Source organism: Candidatus Hydrogenedentota bacterium, assembly GCA_012730045.1.
Lineage (GTDB): Bacteria > Hydrogenedentota > Hydrogenedentia > Hydrogenedentales > CAITNO01 > JAAYBR01.
The window spans coordinates 73,338-91,543 of sequence record JAAYBR010000062.1; the positions used below are offsets into that span (position 1 = coordinate 73,338).

The window sequence follows — 18,206 nt, forward strand, 5'->3', positions numbered from 1 at the left end:
GGCGGCTATTGCGGCATGTTGGTGAAAAAGACATTGAAGACGGCGTCCCCGGGCGCGGTGATTTCGGCCTCCACCGGCACCCGGCGCAGAGGGGTGTCCGCCGGTGCGGGGGCGGCGGGGGGGGAGACCGGCAGGTCCACCATGATCATTTGCTGGTTCTGGGTGACCGAGACTCCGCCGGCGCCCGGGCCCACCTCATTGAGTATGGAGACCACTGGGACGCCCGCGGCGAAGTCCGCCTCGGCCACCCGGTACTCCGCCTTGAGGAGCCATTTTCCGGGCTCGGCGGGGGTCAGGGTTCCGGAGAGGTTGAAGGTGCCCCTGATGGCGTATCCCTTCCCGTCCGGGAGGGGGCTCACCTCAATGCTGGCGTTCGGGCGGGCGTCTGGGTTCACCGTCAGTTCCGAGTGAACCTTGCCCTCCTCCTCGACCGTGCGGGTGGCGACGACGGGCGGAATGTCCGCCGCGGGTGTTGCGGCGGCCGGCAGGCCGGGGGCGGGTGTTGCCGCCTCGGGCGCTGTGGGGACGCATCCGGCGCCACCCACCGCCAGTGCGGCCAGCGCCAGGCACACCGTGAAATGCCAAAGATGTTTCATGGCAGGCACTTTCCTGAGTTCTCCTCCGCGCCGGGATTCCGTGCGGAAGGTCCGGCGGCCCATGGTACACAATGGGGGGGGCGGCTTCCAAATGAAACGGGGCGTGACTTTTGCGTTCCGGCGCTCCGGGGGGTAGAATCGCGCCAGGAGAACCGCAATGCCGCAGGTTATCGTGGAGCAGCCGGGCGTGCCGCCCATGTCGGTGCCCCTCACGGGGAGTGAGGTCACGTTCGGGCGGTCCGAGGACAACCATGTCGTGCTGGTGGCCGAGGAGGTGTCCCGCCACCATGTCCGGCTGTACTTCCGGGAGAACATGTGGGTTCTCCGGGACATGAAAAGCCTGAACGGAACCTATGTGAACCGCCAGCGCATTGTGGAGCGGGCGCTGAAGCACCTGGACGAGATATTCCTCGGGGGGAAGTGCCGGCTCATTTTCCGCGACGACACCGCAATGGGCACCCGCACGCCCGGCACGAAGGAGACGGAGCGGGACAGCAAGCTGCTGGAGAGCCTCAACACCATCCGCGACCAGATGGCGCAGGTGGACAGCAGCATGACGATGATCGCAAAGACGGGGAAGACCTCGGCGCGCGTCAAGACGCCGGTGCCCAACGAGGAGGAGATGGTCCGGATCGGCCGGGCCTACCGCCGCCTGGCCGCGCTGAACAAAGTCAACCAGGTCATGGCGTCGAATTTCGACCTGGAGCGCCGCCTGGCGGCCATGCTGGACACGGTGCTGGAGGTGCTGGAGGCGCAGCGGGGCTTCGTGCTGCTGCGGGCGGCGGACGGGCGCACGCTGGAGGTGAAGGTGGCGCGCGAGATGGGGCGCGAGCTGGAGGCCTCCTCCCCCAGCATGGGCATCGCCGGGCGCGCCGCCATAGACGGCGAGGCCGTGCTCATGGCGGACCGGGAGAGCAACCGCGAGTTCGGCACGCGCGAGAGCGTCATCCGCACGGGCATCGTGAGCGCCATGTGCGTGCCCCTGCGCATCGAGGACCGCATTCTCGGGTCCGTCTATCTGGACACAAACGTCCCGAACCACCGGTTCAGCGAGGAGGACCTTGAGCTGTTCTCCTCCCTGGCGTCGCAGGCGGCGCTGGCCATAGACAACGCCCGGCTGCACTCGGAGATTCTGGAGGCGGAGCACCGGCGCGAGAGTCTGGCGCGCTTCCTGCCCAACGCCCTGGTGAACAAGATCATCAACGATTCGCAGAGCCTGGAACTGGGCGGGCAGAAGGCCCTGGTGACGACCATGTTCTGCGACATCCGGGGCTCGTCCAAGCTGGCCGAGCAGCTGGAACCGCAGGACCTCGTGGGGCTGCTCAACGAGCATTTCACGGCGATGACGGAGATTGTCTTCAAGTACCAGGGAACGCTGGACAAATACATCGGCGACGAGATTATGGCGCTGTTCGGCGCGCCCTTCCGCACGGGCGACGAGCCCTTCCGCTCCGTGTGCTGCGCCCTGGAGATGCAGACCCGCAACCGTGAGCTCAATTTGGTCCGCTCCGAGGAGCACAGGCCCCGCTTCCATCTCGGCATGGGGATTGACACGGGCGAGGTCATCGCCGGGTACATCGGGTCGCCGAAGCGCATGGACTTCACCGTAGTCGGCGACCGGGTGAACACGGCCAAGCGTTTCTGCGACACCGCGGAGGCCGGAAAAATCGTCGTGGGCGCGGAGGTCTGGAACGCCGTCCAGGACCGGGTGACGGGCAAACCGCTGGGAACCCTCATGCTCAAGGGAAAGGAGCAGGCGGTGCACGCCTTTGAGATTACCGGCCTGAAGCGCTAGGGCGGGGACTGGAACCGACGGTTCCGCCTCCGGGGGCAGGGATTCTGAACAAGGGAGAAAGGTTTTTTTCATGGGCATCTCTGCGGTTCTGCTGGCGGGATTGTGCGCGCTGCCGGTGTCGGCGGCTCCTCTGGAGTTCAGCGACCCGGAGAACCTGCCGCCGCCCCCGGCGGACGCGCCCGGTTTCCCGGTGAACACCCCCGGCGCGGGTGTTCGCGCCGGATTCGCCTCGCCCCCGCCGGGATACGGCGAGGTGCCGTTCTGGTGGTGGACGGGCGACCCGCTGGACCGGGACCGCCTGCTCTGGCAGCTGGACAGGCTGCACGCGGCGGGCATTCCGGGCGTCCAGGTGAACTACGCCCATGACCCCTCCATGACCACCTATCCCATGGAGCCTCCGATTTTCTCGGAGGAGTGGTGGGACACCTGGCGCTGGATCGCCGGGGAGTGCCGCAAACGGGACATGGGCATCGGTGTCAGCGGCTACACCATTGACTGGCCGGGCCGCGACAACCTCTTCCGGCAGATCGGCGTGAACGACGGGTCGCTGCGCGGCGCGCACCTCCGCGCCAAACTGGAGAAGGCGGAGGGCGGGAAGCCCCTCTCCCTGGAGCTGCCCGCCGGCGTGGTGCGCGTCACCGCGCGGCGGCTGGACGGCGGGAAGGGCCTGGAGGACCTGACCCCGCTCGCGCGGGACGGGCGTCTGGAGTGGACCCCGCCCGGGGGGCGCTGGGAGGTGGCTGTGGTCCATGCGGAGTCGCCGGAGTTCTCCGTGGACCCCATGAATCCGGCCTCGGGAAAGAAGGTCATTGAGCGGTTCTTCCAGCCCTTCGCCGACCACTGCCCGGGCGACCTCTCGAAGGCGCTCAACTACTTCTTCCACGACGAGCTGACCTTCGGCGTGGACGGCTTTCTCTGGTCGGAGACCTTTGCGGGGGAGTTTAAAAAGCGCAAGGGCTACGATGTGGTCCCGCTGCTGGCCGCCCTGTTCACCGACCTCGGCCCCGAGACGCCGAAGGTGCGCCTGGACTACTCGGACGTCATGGTGTCGCTTGAGGAGGAGAACTTCTTCCGCCCCATTTTTGAGTGGCACTGGAGCCGGGGCATCATGTACGCCTGCGACCCGGGAAGCCGCGGCAGGAACCCCGTGGAGTTCGGCGACTACTTCCGTTGCGTGCGCTGGTACGCCGCGCCGGGCCATGACACGCCGGGAGGGAAGGCGGACCTGATCAAAGACAAGGTGTCGAGCTCCATGGCGCACCTGTACCGGCGGCCCCGGGTCTGGCTGGAGGGCTACCACAGCCTCGGCTGGGGCGCCACGCCCGCCACCATCTTCGACTCGTCCTGCAAGAACTTCCTGTACGGCGCCAGTCTGCTCAACCTGCACGGCCTGTACTACACGACCCACGGCGGCTTCTGGGAGTGGGCCCCGCCGTGCTTCCATTTCCGCATGCCCTACTGGGACCACATGGGCTCCTTCTTCAAATACTTCGAGCGGCTCAGCTACCTGCTCAGCCAGGGGGCGCACCGCTGCGATGTGGCAGTCATGTACCCCGTCGCCCCGCTGGAGGCCGGCATGGCCGGGGACCGCGCGGTGAAGACCGCCTTTGACGCGGGCGAGCGCCTGTACATGGACCACGGAATGGACTTCGACTTCATGGACTTCGAGTCCCTGGAGCGGGCGGAAATCCGCGACCGGCAGCTGCTGGTGTCCGGCGAGGCCTACCGGGTGCTGGTGCTGCCCGTCATGAAGGCGGCGCGCTGGTCCACCATCGAGAAGGCGCTGGCCTTTTTCCGCGAGGGCGGCGTGGTCGTCGCCCTGGGCGCCCTGCCGGAGGCGTCGGACCGCGCCGGCCGCGACGACCGGCAACTGGACCGGGCCATCCGGGAGATTTTCGGCGTGACCGCCGAGGAGGCCCGCGCGGGAAAGGGTGCCGAACCGCGCCGCAGCCGTTCGGGCGGGGTCGGCGCGGTCTTGGACGGTCCCGACGCGGCGGCGGCGCTGATCTCGGCCTCCATCCCCCGCGACTTCGTGCCGGGAGACGGCGGACAGGTGCTGCACCGGGTCATTGACGACAGGGACGTGTACATGGTCATGGGCGCGGCGCGGAACTCGGAGTGCTTCTTCCGCGCGGAGGGCGTCGTGGAGCTGTGGGATCCGTGGTCCGGCACGTCGCACCCCCTGCACACCCACGCCCCGGCGGAGGGCGGCACGCGGGTGCGCATGCCGCTGGGGCCGGACACGGCGCAGCTCATCGTCTTCTCCCCGGGCGCCGCGCCGTCTGTCGTCGGCACAGATCTCGACGAGATTGCGGACCTGTCGCTGACGGACGGCAAGCCCGTTGTCACCGGGTACGCCGCCGTGCCGGGCGAAAAGGCCGCGACAGTGCGCGCCGCCGACGGCGCCGAGACGGTGCTGCGCGGCGTCGCGGAGGCCGCGCCTTCCCCCGTGTCCCTGGACGGCGACTGGGAGGTGGAGCCGGCCCCGACGCTGGACAACCGCTGGGGCGATTTCCGCCTGCCCGCCACGGACACCGTCATCGGCGCGGAGGCCCGCCGCTTCGCCCACGCCGTCGAGACGGGACCCGGCTCCGGATGGGAGCGGGCAGACGTGGACACGTCGGGCTGGAAGACCGTCACTCACTCCTACGGCCAGCGGTTCTGGAAACTGGGGCCCTTGCCGGAGACGGCGGAGGCGGACGCCGCCCTCGCGGCCATGACAGTGGTGGATTCGTCCGCGCCGGTTGCCGTCGGCGGACAGGAATACCGCTGGCAGCCCTATGACTACTCCACCCGCTGGGGCGTGGAGGGCGACCCGGGCCCGCAGGGCCACCATGGGCTAAAGAAGATGGTGTCCGACGACTTCATCGTTCTCGGCAGGCCGGATTACACCGGCATCCTCATCGAGTACCAGAAGGAGGAGGCGGGAACGCACTATTACCTTTGGACCACTGTGGGCGCGCCGGAGGCGCTGGAGGCGCTGGCGCGCACGGGGGACATGAAACCCGCCGCGCTGTGGGTGAACGGCGTCCGGGTGGACGACCTCGCCGCGCCGGTTCCGCTCCAGGCGGGCGTGAACACGGTGCTCCTGCGTTACGATGCGCCGGGGCGCACGCACTTCGTGCTGGAGCGCGCCGGGGTGCCCTCCGTGGCGTCCGAGGTTCCCCTGTCCATGCGCTGGCATGACAATCCCGCCGTGCTGCCGTTTGACCCGGCTCCGGAGACGGCGCGCGCCGCGGGCTGGTACCGCTTCACATCGCCCCCGGGCCTGCGGTCCATGCGGGTGACGGTCCGCGGCGCCCTGCAGGCGTGGGCCGACGGGGAGCCCATGACGGTGGAGACGGGTCCCGTGCGCGCGGACGGGACGGTGGAATGCACGGCGGCGGTCCGGACCTCCAAGGCGGCGGCGGTCGCGGTGGCGATGCGTGTGGACCGTGAACCCGGCTGTCCCGGCGGCGCGGCCCTGCCGGAGCCTGTGAAACTCGACTGCGGCCCCGGCGTGATGCCCCTGGGCGACTGGTCGCAGCGGGGCGCGCTGGCGGAGTACTCCGGCGGCATGTGGTACCGCAAGACCTTCACCCTTTCAGACGAACAGACCCGGGGCCGTGTCACGCTGGACCTGGGCGCCGTGGCCGCCTCGGCCGAGGTGATCGTCAACGGCAAGCCCGCGGGCATCCGCGTCACCCCGCCCTGGCGGGTGGACGCCTCCGGGCTGGTCACGCCGGGGGAAAACCGGGTTGAGGTGCTCGTCTGCAACACCCTCGCCAACCACTACGGGACGATTCCGACGCACTACCGCGGCGACCCGCTGTCCGGCCTGCTGGGCCCGGTGACCCTGCGCACGGAGCGGGAAGTGGCGCTGAAGTGATCCGGCTGCGAACGGCAGTCGGACCCGTCGGACAGGTCCGACAAGTCCGACCCGTCTGACCGATCGGCCGGATCAGTCCGATCCGACCGATCGGTCTGATTCCCTCCCTTGTCCTCCCAAAAGAGAAGCGCGCGGCCGGTTTGCACCGGCCGCGCGCGTTTCGTCGCGGGGGTTACTTCTTCGAGGTCTTCTTCACGGCCTTCTTGTCAGCCTTCTTGTCGGCCTTTTTGCAGCACTTCTTGCCGGTGCAGCACTTGCGCGGGGTTTCCAGCGCCGCCTGCGCCGCCGCGAAGCGGGCGATCGGGACGCGGAAGGGGCTGCACGACACGTAGTTGAGGCCGACGCGGTGGCAGAACTTCACCGAGGCCGGCTCGCCGCCGTGCTCGCCGCAGATGCCGCACTTGAGGTCGGGGCGGGTGGAGCGGCCGCGCTCGACGGCCATGGCCACGAGCTGGCCGATGCCCTCCTGGTCCAGCACCTCGAACGGGTCCTCGGGGAGGATCTTCTTGTCGAGGTAGTAGGGCAGGAAGCCGCCGACGTCGTCGCGGCTGTAGCCGAAGCCCATCTGGGTGAGGTCGTTGGTGCCGAAGCTGAAGAACTCGGCGGTAACGGCGATCTTGTCGGCCGTGAGGGCGGCGCGCGGGATCTCGATCATCGTGCCGACCATGTAGGCGAACTTGACCTTCTGCTCCTTCTGGACCTCCTCCGCGATCGTGCGGATGAGGGCGGCCTGGTTGTCCATCTCGGCCTTGGTGCCGATGAGCGGGACCATGACCTCGGGGCTGACCTTGACCTTCTCCTTGACCAGCTTCGCGGCGGCCTCGAAGATGGCGCGCGCCTGCATCTCGGTGATCTCGGGGTAGGCGATGCCGAGGCGGCAGCCGCGGTGGCCGAGCATCGGGTTCAGCTCGTGGAGCTGCTTGATGCGGGCGTTGATGGCGTCCTCCTTGATGCCGGTCTTCTTCGCCAGCTCGGCGACCTGGTCGGCCGTAAGGCCGCCGACGAACTCGTGCAGCGGCGGGTCAAGCAGGCGGATGGTGACCGGGCGGCCGTTCATGGCCTTGAACAGGCCGTAGAAGTCGTCGCGCTGGAAGGGCAGCAGGGCCATGACGGCCTTGCGGCGCGCGGCCTCGTCCTCGGCCAGGATCATCTCGCGCATGTGGATGATGCGCTTGGGGTCGAAGAACATGTGCTCGGTGCGGCAGAGGCCGATGCCCTCGGCGCCGAAGGCCACCGCCTGCGCGGCGTCCGCCGGGGAGTCCGCGTTTGTGCGCACGTTGATCTGGCGGACGGCGTCGGCCCACGCCATGATCTTCTTGTAGTAGGGGTTCAGCTCGGGCTGCGCGGGCAGCACGGGCACCTGGCCCGCGAAGACCTTGCCCTGGCTGCCGTTCATGGAGATCCAGTCGCCCTCCTTCACCACCATGCCGCCGACGGTCATCTGCTTCCTGGCCACCTCGATGTTCAGGCTGCCGCAGCCGACGATGCAGCACTTGCCCCAGCCCCGGGCGACGAGCGCCGCGTGGGAGGTCATGCCGCCCTTCGCCGTGAGGATGGCCTCTGCGACGTGCATGCCGTGCACGTCCTCGGGGGAGGTCTCATTGCGGACAAGGATGACCTTCTTGCCCTTGCCGGCCCACAGGGCCGCGTCGTCCGCCGTGAAGACGACCTGGCCGACGCTGCCGCCGGGGCCCGCGGGCAGGCCCTTGGCCAGGACCTTCGCGACCTTCTCGGCCTTCGGGTCAAGCATCGGGAGCAGGAGCTCCGTGAGCTGGATCGGGGCCACGCGCATGACCGCCGTGTCCTTGGAGATCAGCTTGGCCTCGGCCATCTCGACGGCCATGCGGACGGCCGCCATGCCGGTGCGCTTGCCGACGCGGCACTGGAGCATCCAGAGGACGCTCTCCTCGATGGTGAACTCAATGTCCATCATGTCCTTGTAGTGCTTCTCCAGCTTGGTGCGGATGCCGTCAAGCTGCTTGTAGATCTTCGGGCTGGCCTCCTCCAGCGAGAGCAGGTGCGCGCTCTGCTCGCCCTTCGTGGCCTTGTTGATCGGGCTGGGGGTGCGGATGCCCGCCACCACGTCCTCGCCCTGCGCGTTCACCAGCCACTCGCCGTAGAACAGGTTCTCGCCCGTCGCCGCGTTGCGGGTGAAGGCCACGCCCGTCGCGCTGGTCTCACCCGTGTTGCCGAACACCATGGCCTGCACGTTGACCGCCGTGCCCCAGTCGTCCGGGATGCGCTCGATGCGGCGGTAGGCGATGGCGCGCTTGCCGTTCCAGGACTGGAACACGGCCTTGACGCCGCCCCAGAGCTGCGCCTGCGCGTCGTCCGGGAACTCCTTGCCCAGGCACTTCTTCACGATCTTCTTGAAGTCCTCCGCCAGGGCCTTCAGGTCCGCGGCGGTGAGCTGCGTGTCGTCGGTGTAGCCCTTGGCCTTCTTCATGGCCTCCATGGCGTGCTCCATCTGGAGACGGACGCCCTTGCCCTCGGCCGGCTCGATGCCCGCCGCCTTCTCCATCACCACGTCCGCGTACATCATGATGAGGCGGCGGTAGGAGTCGTACACAAAGCGCTCGTTGCCCGTCTTCGCGATGAGGCCGGGGACCGTGGCCGACGTCAGGCCGACGTTGAGGACCGTGTCCATCATGCCCGGCATCGAGCGGCGCGCGCCCGAGCGCACCGAGACCAGCAGCGGGTTCTTCGGGTCGCCGAACTTCTTCTTCATCACCTTCTCGACCTTCGCCAGCGCCTTCGCCACCTCCTCCTCCAGCGACTTCGGCAGCCTGCCCTTGTTCTCGTAGTAGGCGGTGCACATCTCGGTCGTGATCGTGAAACCCGCCGGGACCGGGATCCCCAGGCTGCACATTTCGGCCAGATTGGCCCCCTTGCCGCCGAGCAGATCCTTCATTGACTCGTTGCCGTCGGCCTTGCCGCCGCCAAAGAAATACACACTCCGCTTTGCCATGACGCTGTTTTCTCCTTCAGTCAGGTCCTCGTTGCCCAGTCTGGAACACACCCGCCTCGCCACACGTTTGGAAAGGGGGGCTTCGCACGACACCCGTGCGGAAAACCGGACGGAACCAGCCCAATCCGGCATTTATGGAATTATACTCCCGTCCGCCCCCCCGTTCAAGAAACGTCCGCCCTCCGGATGTTCCCGATTCCGCTCCGAACCGGACTTGGAAAGCCCCCGGCGCGTGTGGGATAATCGCGTCCCCCTCCGCGCGCCCGTAGCTCAGGTGGATAGAGCGTCAGCCTTCTAAGCTGAGGGCCGCTGGTTCGAGTCCAGCCGGGCGCGCCATTTCCTTCTTTCCCCCCCTTTTTCCGGTTCATGCCTGTCAGGGGAACTGGGTGAAGGCGATGTAGCGGACGTAGATGTAGGCGCTGCTGATGACCATGCTGGCCAGGGTGACGGGAACGCTGTAGCGCAGGAAGGTGGCGAAGGAGAAGGGGGCGCCGTTTTTCTTGGCGATTTGGGCCACGACAACGTTGGCGGCCGCGCCGAAAAGGGTGCCGTTGCCGCCGAGGCAGGCACCCAGGGCCAGGGACCACCACAGGGGGTCGGCGACCAGCCGGACGGCCTCGGGGGTGAAGCTGTCCATGCCGCCCTGGGGCTCGAAGTAGAGGGAGACCATGGTGTTCACCAGGGGGATGAAGGCCATGACGATGGGGATGTTGCCGAAAAGGGCGGACAGGAGGCCGGCGACCCACAGCACGGCGAGGCACAGCAGGAAGAGGTTGTGCCCGATGGCGCGGGAAATGGCGCCGCCGATGCTGTCGAAGAGCCCCGCGTGCTCCAGGGCGCCGACGAGCATGAACAGGCCGATGAGGAAGAAGATGGTTTCCCACTCGACCTTTTCCATGGCCTCGCGGATGCCGACGCCGCAGACAATCAGCATGACGAAGCCGCCGGCGAGGGCGACGACGCCGGGGGGGACGTGGAGCGCGTGCCCCATGATGAACCCGATGATAATGACGCCGAAAACGACCAGGCCCCTGCGGAGGCGGCCGGGCTGGACGATGGCGAGCTCGGGGTGGGCCTGCATGATGCGCACACGGGCCTCGGGGGGCGTGGCCAGGGGTTTCCGGGAAAACCAGGCGATGGGCGCGAGCACCGCCGCCCCGACCAGGATGACGGCGGGGGAGAGGTGGAGGAGAAACTGGTTGAAGTTCAGCCCGGACTTCGCGCCGATGAGGATGTTGGGCGGGTCGCCGATGAGGGTGGCGGTGCCGCCGATGTTGGAGAAGAGGGCCAGCAGCACCAGATAGGGGACCGACGGGACCTCGAGGATCTGGGTCACCAGGATGGTGATGGGGGCGACGAGGACCACGGTGGTGACGTTGTCGAGGAAGGCGGACAGCACTGCAGTGGCCGTGAGCAGGCCCACCAGAATGGCCACGGCGTTGCCCCGGGCGCGCTGGGCGATGAAGATGGCGACCCATTCGAAGAGGCCGGTCTCGGAGAGGATGCCGACGACGATCATCATGCCGGTGAGGAGGAAGACCACGTCGAGGTCCACGCACGCGAAGGCCGCCTCGTGGGGCATGAACCGGAAGAGGATCATGGCCGCGGCGCCGATGACGGCGGCGGCGGTGCGGTCCACCTTCTCGCTGATGATGAGGAGGTAGGTGACACCGAATATGAGCAGGGGGCCGAGCATTGCCGCGTCCCTTATATGTTGATCACGCGGTCGAGAACCAGGCTGCGGTCAATGACCCCGACCCGTTTCCCTTCGCGGACGACGTAGATTTTGGGGTGGCGCCTCACGGCCAGCTCAAAGACAACCTCGAGAAGCGTGGCCTCCTCGGGGAGCGTGGCGATGTCGGACGTCATGACGTCCCTGGCGAGGGCGCCGGCCTCCTTCTGGAAGTACTTTTCAAAGGGGTCAAACTCGCGGATGAAGGAGATGCTTTTCAGCTGGGTGAAGAAGTCGGGCATGCCCAGTTTGAAAAGCTGGTCGCAGGTGATCTGCCCCAGCAGGGTGCCCTCGGCGTCCGTCACGGAGACCGACTCGAGCATGTGCTGGTTCATCACCCGGGTCACCTCCTTGAGCGGGGTTTCGGGCGCCACGGAGACGATCGGGGGGCGCATGATGTCGCGCGCCGTGACCGGGCGGCTGTCGCTCAGCACGCGCTCCTGGATGAGGGCCGCGAACAGGCCCTCATCGTCGAGGTCGAAGAGCAGCTCGCGCTTGGACGGGTCCGAAAAGAGCCGGGCGAAGGACGCCATGACCTTCAGGGCGACGTGGCTCTGCTCCTCCGGGGCGAGCATGAGGGCGACAACGCGCACCCCCTCGGACCCGGGCGCGCCGAAGGCCACCGGCCGCGCGAGCCGCGCCACGCACAGCCCCGTGCGGGGAAGTCCGGGAATGCGGCCGTGGGGGAAGGCGAACCCGTGGCCCAGGTCGGTGACGCACTGGGACTCCCGCTCGCGGACCGCCGCAAGCAGGGCCTCGCGCCCGTGCCCGGCGTCGTCCGCGCAGAAGCCGCGCGCCGTCAGCGCGTCCAGCATGCGTCCGATGACCTCCCACTTCTCGCGGGCGTCCAGATCGAAGAGCACCGTCTGTTTGCTGAAAAACACGTCCATGTCTGGCCCTTTTCGGGGATGGACCCCTCTGGGGGATGTTTCCCTGGCCTCTGGGCAGGGCCTTCCGCCGGGCCCCGGGGAAACGTTTCCCGGGCGGGGCCGGTGAAGGTGTCCGGCGTTCCGCCGGGTCAGCCCGACCGGGGACACCGACACGTCCCCCGGGAACACCGATCCCGAACGCCGCAAGGCGCGCAACGGCATCTTACCATAGCGGAGGATGCGGGCGAATGTCCAGACCAACCCCGGGGGGTGGCAGCTCGGAGGTGTTGGATATCCTTGACCCCTCGCGAGTCGAGATGGCTGAGAGAGTGGGGGCGAGGTGCCGTATTTGCTCGGTGCCGAGGCTGCCGGATACACTCGGACACTCACTTCGCTCTGGAAAGCGCATGTCGTGAAACAGGAGGAATGGGATTGGCTGAGATGAACAAATACCTCTGGAGGCTTTACACGGAGTCTTCGGAGGGGCGGCGGGCCGTGAAGGCGTTCTCTGAGCTTCAGCCAGAAGAAACGTATGGACTGCTTCAGGAGGCGGGGCTGTGCGGGAGTGTCTCCCCGTGGTATGTCACGCTTGATAGTGACAGCATCAACTCGGCGCGGGGGGATGGTTACGGGAAATTCCTGGTCGAGGAGAACATTCTCGATTCCTCCTTGGAATGGCAGGCCGCGTTTGAGCCCCTTGCAGCTCTGCCGCCGGGCAAGGCGGTTCGGCGGCTGGAATCCATGATTGAGAAAGGGGTGAAGGGCGCTGCGGCGGATTCGGGAATACCGCCAGCTGCTTACGATAGTTGGATCACCGAAGTGACCGCGCTGAGTCTTGGCCTTTTTCGGGCGAACCGGGATGCGTTTGTCCCATGGTTGTTCCAGTTTCAATTCGACCTGTTTGGGGAGATTGCGCAAACCTTCGAGATTCCCGTTCCGCCCATCCCCAAGAAAAGCGACCTGCGCGGGCGCGCCTTGTATTATCTGCGCCTTTGCGAATCATTGTCTCGTTTTCGGCTGGAGAACAGCCTCAGCCCGGAGGAGCTTTGCTGCCTGCTTTACGACTACGGACCCCGGGTTGTCGGAGGTCCCGAGGCAAAGAAGAGGGTGGATGATCTTCCGCGACCGCTCAAGGCCTGGTTCACGGGCGGCGGCAAGGACGACAACGGCGACTTCGAATGGCTCGACAACGCCGGACCTGACAGCACAAGCTTCTGGCAGGGAAACCCGGATGCGAGGGAAGGGGACATCGTGGTCATGTATTGCCTCGCGCCGAGAAGCTGCGTTCATTCGGTATGGCGGGTTGTCAAGGACGCCTATGTGGACCCATTCTTCTTCTATTACCACACGATCCATGTCGGACATCCGGTTGGGGTGCCTCCGGTCACGCTGAACGAACTGAAAGCTCACCCCGTGCTTTCCAACATGTCCATTGTCCGAAAGAACATGCAGGGAGTGAACGGAACCCCCATTTCCCAGGGCGATTATGCGGAATTGCTGCGCTGCTTCGGGAAGAAGGGCGCGAATATCAGGGCGCTGCCAAAGATTCGCAGAACCCTTCCCGACAGCAATCTCATCCTTTCCAACGAGCGCGACGTCGAGGTCCAACTTGTCGAGCCGCTGCTTGCCCGTCTGGGGTACACGCAGAGCGACTGGATACGGCAGCTTCCCGTGAAGATGGGCAGAGGGTACCGCGTATACCCCGACTATGCGCTTTTGGCGCGGGCGGTTCGGGGGGAAGAGAGCGCGGTGCTCTTGGTGGAGGCCAAGCATCGGATACCAAACGCAACCGAACTGCGCAAAGCCTACTACCAAGCGCTTTCCTATGCCTACCGTCTTCGGTCCGAAGGTTTCCTCCTTGCGGCGGAAGAGGGCGTGTGGGCGTTCCGGGTGAAGGATGGAGAATGCGCCCCTAAGGATGGCGTCCACTACTCCTGGCACGATCTAAGCAATGCGGACACCTTCCATGAGCTGTTGGTTGTATTTGGAAAGGACGTCATAATAAGAGGAAGGCGCAGATAGAAGACGAATCGCCACTGCGACGCTGAAGAAGCATGGAGCTTCCAGCGGATTTTCGTAAGGTTCCTGGTCTTTCCAATTGTCTTCTTAGTGTCCTTTGTGCCTTTGTGGTTAAAACTCCGGGAAGGGTCACCACAAAGACACAAAGGACACAAAGAAGAGGGCGGGAACCGTAGCTGCGGCGGGAACAAGATGGCGCGGGTTGCGCGCGCCATGACGTGTGTTGCCGAAGGCATGCAAAAGGAAGGATGCCTGATCCGTAATTGCAGAAGCGCGGAGCGCCTGAAGCAATTCTGTGCTCGCCGCACTTTAGACAATCGCCCGTCTGGCGTCTTCACGGAGTGCCAGAAGATTCGGTGCTCAGGAGGCGCCGGGGGCGTTCTCCCCGGTGAGGAAGCGGTGGATGTTTGCGGCGGCGATGCGGCCCTGGCCCATGGCGCTGATGACGGTGGCGGCGCCGGACACGATGTCGCCTGCGGCGAAGACGCCGCGGACGGAGGTCTCCATGGTGTCGGGGTTCACGACGATGGTCCCCCACTTGGAGGTCTCGAGGCCCTCCATGGTCTGGGGGATGAGGGGGTTGGGCTTGTTGCCGATGGCGATGATGACGGTGTCGGCGGGGATGCGGAACTCGGTCCCGGGCATCTCGACGGGCCTGCGGCGTCCGGAGGCGTCGGGCTCGCCGAGCTCCATGCGCAGGCACTCGATCTCGGTGACGCGGTGGCGGGCGTCGCCGTGGACGCGGATCGGGGCGGTGAGCATCTGGAACTTGACGCCCTCCTCGCCGGCGTGGTGGACCTCCTCGCCGCGGGCGGGCATCTGCTCCTTGGCGCGGCGGTAGACGATGGTGACGTCGGCGCCGAGACGCAGGGCGGTGCGGGCGGAGTCCATGGCGACGTTGCCGCCGCCGACGACGACGACGCGCTCGCGCTTGATGGGCGGCGTGTCGTAGCGGGGGAAGAGGTAGGCCTTCATGAGGTTGGACCGGGTGAGGTACTCGTTGGCGCTGTAGACGCCGACGAGGTTCTCGCCGGGGATGTTCATGAACGACGGCAGGCCGGCGCCGCTGCCCACGAAGACGGCGTCGTAGCCCTCGTCCTCCATGAGCTCCGGCACGGTGCTGTTGCGCCCGACGACGAAGTCCATGACGAAGGTGACGCCGAGCTTCTTTAGGAAGTCCACCTCGGACTTGACGATGGCCTTGGGCAGGCGGAACTCGGGGATGCCGTAGGTGAGCACGCCGCCGGGCTCGTGGAGGGCCTCGAAGATGGTGACGGCGTGCCCGAGCTTGATGAGGTCGCCCGCGACGGTGAGCCCGGCGGGTCCGGCGCCGACGATGGCGACCTTCTTCCCGGTGGGGGGCGGCAGTTCGGGGACTTCCATCTCGCTGTTGAGGCGCTCATAGTCCGCCACGAAGCGCTCAAGACGGCCGATGGCGACGGGCTCGCCCTTGACGCCGAGGATGCAGACCTTCTCGCACTGCTCCTCCTGGGGGCACACGCGGCCGCACACGGCGGGCAGCGAGTTCGTCTCCTTCAGCCTGTGCGCCGCCTCGATGAACTTCCCCTCCCTGATCAGGCCGACGAACCCGGGGATGTCGTTCTGGACGGGGCAGCCCTCCACGCAGCGGGGCTTCTTGCACTGGAGGCAGCGGCCGGCCTCCAGCATCGCCGTCTCGATGCTGTACCCGTGGGGCACCTCCTCGAAATTGTGCGCGCGGTCCTCCGGCGCCTGCTCCGGCATCGCCTGCCGCGGAACCTTCTTGCTTTCAGCCATGACTTTCGACCTCGTCCCTTGACCCGCGCGGGCGCGGGGTGTTGCGCTTTCAGGCGTGGCAGCCGCACCCGCCGGGGTGGCGGGGGTGCGCGCCGACCGACGCGGTGCGCCCCACGCTCTGGATTTCCGCCGCAGAATACGCGGACCGGCGGTCCTTCACCTCGGCCCAGTCGATCTGGTGGGCGTCGAAGAAGGGGCCGTCCACGCAGGCGAACTTGATCTGGTCGCCCACGGTGATGCGGCACGCGCCGCACATGCCGGTGCCGTCCACCATGATGGGGTTCAGCGAGGCCAGCGTGGGGATGCCGTAGGGCGCCGTCTCCTGCGCCGTGATCATCATCATGAAAGGGCATCCGACGGCGACCACCAGGTCCACCTTCTCGCCCGCGGCGAGGCGGTCCTTGAGCACGTCCGCCGCGTGGCCCTTGACGCCGTTCGACCCGTCCATGGTGGACTGGATGAACTCATCGGAGACCCGCTCCAGCTTGTCGCGGTGGTATTCCAGGTACCACGAGCGCGCCTCGGCGATGGAGACGACCCGGTTGCCCGCCTCCCGGAAGGCGCGGGCCGCGGGGTACATGGCCCCGATGCCGTAGCATCCGCCCAGCAGGACCACGGTGCCGTACTTGCGGATGTCGAGGGGGATGCCCAGCGGGCCGGTGACGTGGGCCAGGCACTCGCCCGGCTCCATGAGGCAGAGCTTGCGGCTGCTCTGGCCCTTTTCAAGCACCACGAAGGTGATGGTGCCCGCCTCGGCGTCCCAGTCGCACAGGGTGTAGGGCACGCGCTCCGAGAGGGCGTCGGCCATGACGATGGCAAACTGCCCGGCCAGGGCCTTGCGGGCCACCTCGGGCGCATGCACCACGATCTCGTGCGTGTTGGGGATCAGCTCGCGTTTCTCGACGATGCGGAAGCGGCCGTCGGCGGGGGCCTCGGGGGCCATGAAGGGCGCGCCGGGGGCCTTGACCGCCTCCGCGCGGACCACGCGGCAGGCCGGGTTGGCGGGCACTTCCTGAAGCCCCTCCACCAGGTCCTCGAGCAGGTGGTTGCGGAAGTAGCGGCGGCGCTTGGTGATGTCCAGCGCGGCGGGGGGTGCGGCCTCGCGGTTCATGTGGAAGAGCACGGGGCCGCAGTCCATCTCCTTGCGGATGGATTCGACACTTTCGTAGCCGAGGGCCTCGCCGCCCAGCGCCTGCGCAAGGTCGCGGATGATCCGCCACTCGGGCAGGGCCAGGCCGGGGGCGGCGCATCCCGCTCTCATCGGGCGGGGCGTGCCGTCCGCATCGGGCAGGCTGCCCTCGACCTCCGCGAGGACGGCGGCGGGGAACACGAAGTTCGCCTTCTCCTGAAGCGGGGAGGGGTAACAGTCCATGAGCACGAGGACTTCAAGGTCCGCGGCGGCCTCCGGCGGGAAGAACGAGCCGGTGGTGATGACGGCGCGCACGTCCCCGGGCAGGGTGACCTCGGCGCGGCCCCAGGCGTCCGGGACGGCGGTGATGAAATGGGGGGAACCCATCAGCTCGCGGGTGAAGCGCTCGAAGACCCGCCGGTCCTCCAGGGTGCTCGACGGGTCGCAGACGAAGGCAAACGTTTCGCCGCGGAAGTGGTCAAGGCGGGTGGCGGCCTGCTCCAGGGCCAGCTTCCAGTCCGACTGGCGGAGCACCGCGCCCACGCGCACATAGGGGAAGTGGAGGCGGTCCGGTCCCGCGAGGAACTCCGCCATGGCGAAGCGGCCCAGGACGCACAGCGGCACGCCGGGGTCCACGGCGCGCGCGCCGACCATCCGCCCGTTCACGGAGGACACGCTCATGGCGCAGCCCTGGTCGCAGAGGCCGCAGGTGGTGGCGGTGGAGGCGTCGGGGCGGCCGTACCACTTGGCGAAGCGGTCGGAGAGGGTGCCCGTCGGGCAGACGTCCACGCAGGCGCCGCAGAAATTGCAGCCCGCCTCCACGAGGGTCTGGTCGAAGGCCTGGCCGATGCGGGCGTTGCTGCCGCGGCCGACGAAGTCAATGACGGCGCGGCCCTGCTGCTCCTTGCAGACCCGCACGCAGCGGCCGCAGAGGATGCACAGGTTCAGGTCGCGGTCCATGAAGGGGTTGTCGCGCTCCAGGGGCCGCTGGTGGTAGATCGGCGGCACGGGCAGCTCGGCGAGCTCCAGCTCCTCCGCGAGGCCGCGCACCTCGCAGACGGGCTTGTTGTTGCAGGTGTGGCAGCCCGTGGTGCGTCCGGCCTTCTCCGGCTCGGGCCGGTAGGCCTCGCACTCCGCGCGCCGCCCGCAGAGCAGGCAGGCGTTCGGGTGCTCGAGCATCATGAGCCCGAGGACGTTGCGCCGCAGCTTTTTCAGCTCTGGGCCCTGCGTTCGGACGACCATGCCCTCCGCCGCCGGGGTGGTGCAGGAGGGCGGGTAGCCGCGCATGCCCTCGATCTCGACGACGCACATGCGGCAGCCGCCGTAGGGGGCCAGCCCCTCGTTGGCGCAGAGGTGCGGAATCTCGATCCCGTTGCGCAGGGCGCAGTCCAGCAGGGTTTCCCCGTCCCGCGCCTCGATGTCTCTTCCGTCAATGCTCAGTTTCACGGCTGGTG

At 67.3% G+C, this 18,206-nt stretch carries 9 protein-coding genes and 1 tRNA gene; 4 read left to right on the plus strand and 6 right to left on the minus strand.

The features are described 5' to 3' along the window. Positions 1-5: 5 nt before the first annotated feature. The gene (locus GXY15_06515; GenBank protein ID NLV40866.1) at positions 6-596 is read right to left on the minus strand and encodes a hypothetical protein; all 591 of its coding nucleotides are present in this window, start codon (positions 594-596) and stop codon (positions 6-8) included. Between the two features lie 157 nt (positions 597-753). On the opposite strand from GXY15_06515, the gene GXY15_06520 reads away from it, so the two are divergent. Continuing rightward, positions 754-2,391 carry an FHA domain-containing protein gene (locus tag GXY15_06520; GenBank protein ID NLV40867.1) on the plus strand — a complete coding sequence of 546 codons (1,638 nt, stop codon included), beginning with the start codon at positions 754-756 and terminating at the stop codon, positions 2,389-2,391. A 70-nt stretch (positions 2,392-2,461) separates the two neighbouring features. Next, positions 2,462-6,259 carry a hypothetical protein gene (locus GXY15_06525; GenBank protein NLV40868.1) on the plus strand — a complete coding sequence of 1,266 codons (3,798 nt, stop codon included), beginning with the start codon at positions 2,462-2,464 and terminating at the stop codon, positions 6,257-6,259. A 172-nt stretch (positions 6,260-6,431) separates the two neighbouring features. Here GXY15_06525 and GXY15_06530 read toward each other — a convergent pair whose 3' ends face one another. Next, positions 6,432-9,227, minus strand: a complete 2,796-nt coding sequence (locus tag GXY15_06530) for a pyruvate, phosphate dikinase (protein NLV40869.1) — start codon at positions 9,225-9,227, stop codon at positions 6,432-6,434. Positions 9,228-9,486: 259 nt separating this feature from the next. On the opposite strand from GXY15_06530, the gene GXY15_06535 reads away from it, so the two are divergent. Then, a tRNA-Arg gene (locus GXY15_06535) sits at positions 9,487-9,563 on the plus strand. Positions 9,564-9,600: 37 nt separating this feature from the next. Here the strand turns inward: GXY15_06535 and GXY15_06540 are convergent. Further along, complete coding sequence (locus GXY15_06540; GenBank protein ID NLV40870.1) at positions 9,601-10,923, minus strand: ArsB/NhaD family transporter; 1,323 nt, start codon at positions 10,921-10,923, stop codon at positions 9,601-9,603. An 11-nt stretch (positions 10,924-10,934) separates the two neighbouring features. After that, positions 10,935-11,849: a PTS transporter subunit EIIA gene (locus GXY15_06545; protein NLV40871.1), complete on the minus strand. Its 915-nt coding sequence runs from the start codon at positions 11,847-11,849 to the stop codon at positions 10,935-10,937. 411 nt (positions 11,850-12,260) lie between these two features. On the opposite strand from GXY15_06545, the gene GXY15_06550 reads away from it, so the two are divergent. Next, positions 12,261-13,850 carry a hypothetical protein gene (locus tag GXY15_06550; GenBank protein NLV40872.1) on the plus strand — a complete coding sequence of 530 codons (1,590 nt, stop codon included), beginning with the start codon at positions 12,261-12,263 and terminating at the stop codon, positions 13,848-13,850. A gap of 357 nt (positions 13,851-14,207) precedes the next feature. On the opposite strand, the gene gltA is transcribed toward GXY15_06550, so the two are convergent. Both gltA and GXY15_06560 read right to left on the minus strand, forming a co-directional pair. Further along, on the minus strand, positions 14,208-15,623 hold the full coding sequence (gene gltA, locus GXY15_06555) for an NADPH-dependent glutamate synthase (protein ID NLV40873.1): 1,416 nt from the start codon (positions 15,621-15,623) through the stop codon (positions 14,208-14,210). A 49-nt stretch (positions 15,624-15,672) separates the two neighbouring features. Next, positions 15,673-18,198 (minus strand): sulfide/dihydroorotate dehydrogenase-like FAD/NAD-binding protein, encoded by a 2,526-nt coding sequence (locus GXY15_06560; protein NLV40874.1) that lies wholly within the window; start codon positions 18,196-18,198, stop codon positions 15,673-15,675. Between the last annotated feature and the right edge of the window lie 8 nt (positions 18,199-18,206).

What these genes read in the sequence shown, in the direction of transcription:
- GXY15_06525 (NLV40868.1), top strand. Translation starts at nt 2,462, where the DNA reads ATGGGCATCTCTGCGGTTCTGCTGGCGGGATTGTGCGCGCTGCCGGTG.
- GXY15_06540 (NLV40870.1), bottom strand. Translation starts at nt 10,923, where the DNA reads ATGCTCGGCCCCCTGCTCATATTCGGTGTCACCTACCTCCTCATCATC.
- gltA (NLV40873.1), bottom strand. Translation starts at nt 15,623, where the DNA reads ATGGCTGAAAGCAAGAAGGTTCCGCGGCAGGCGATGCCGGAGCAGGCG.
- GXY15_06520 (NLV40867.1), top strand. Translation starts at nt 754, where the DNA reads ATGCCGCAGGTTATCGTGGAGCAGCCGGGCGTGCCGCCCATGTCGGTG.
- GXY15_06530 (NLV40869.1), bottom strand. Translation starts at nt 9,227, where the DNA reads ATGGCAAAGCGGAGTGTGTATTTCTTTGGCGGCGGCAAGGCCGACGGC.
- GXY15_06545 (NLV40871.1), bottom strand. Translation starts at nt 11,849, where the DNA reads ATGGACGTGTTTTTCAGCAAACAGACGGTGCTCTTCGATCTGGACGCC.
- GXY15_06515 (NLV40866.1), bottom strand. Translation starts at nt 596, where the DNA reads ATGAAACATCTTTGGCATTTCACGGTGTGCCTGGCGCTGGCCGCACTG.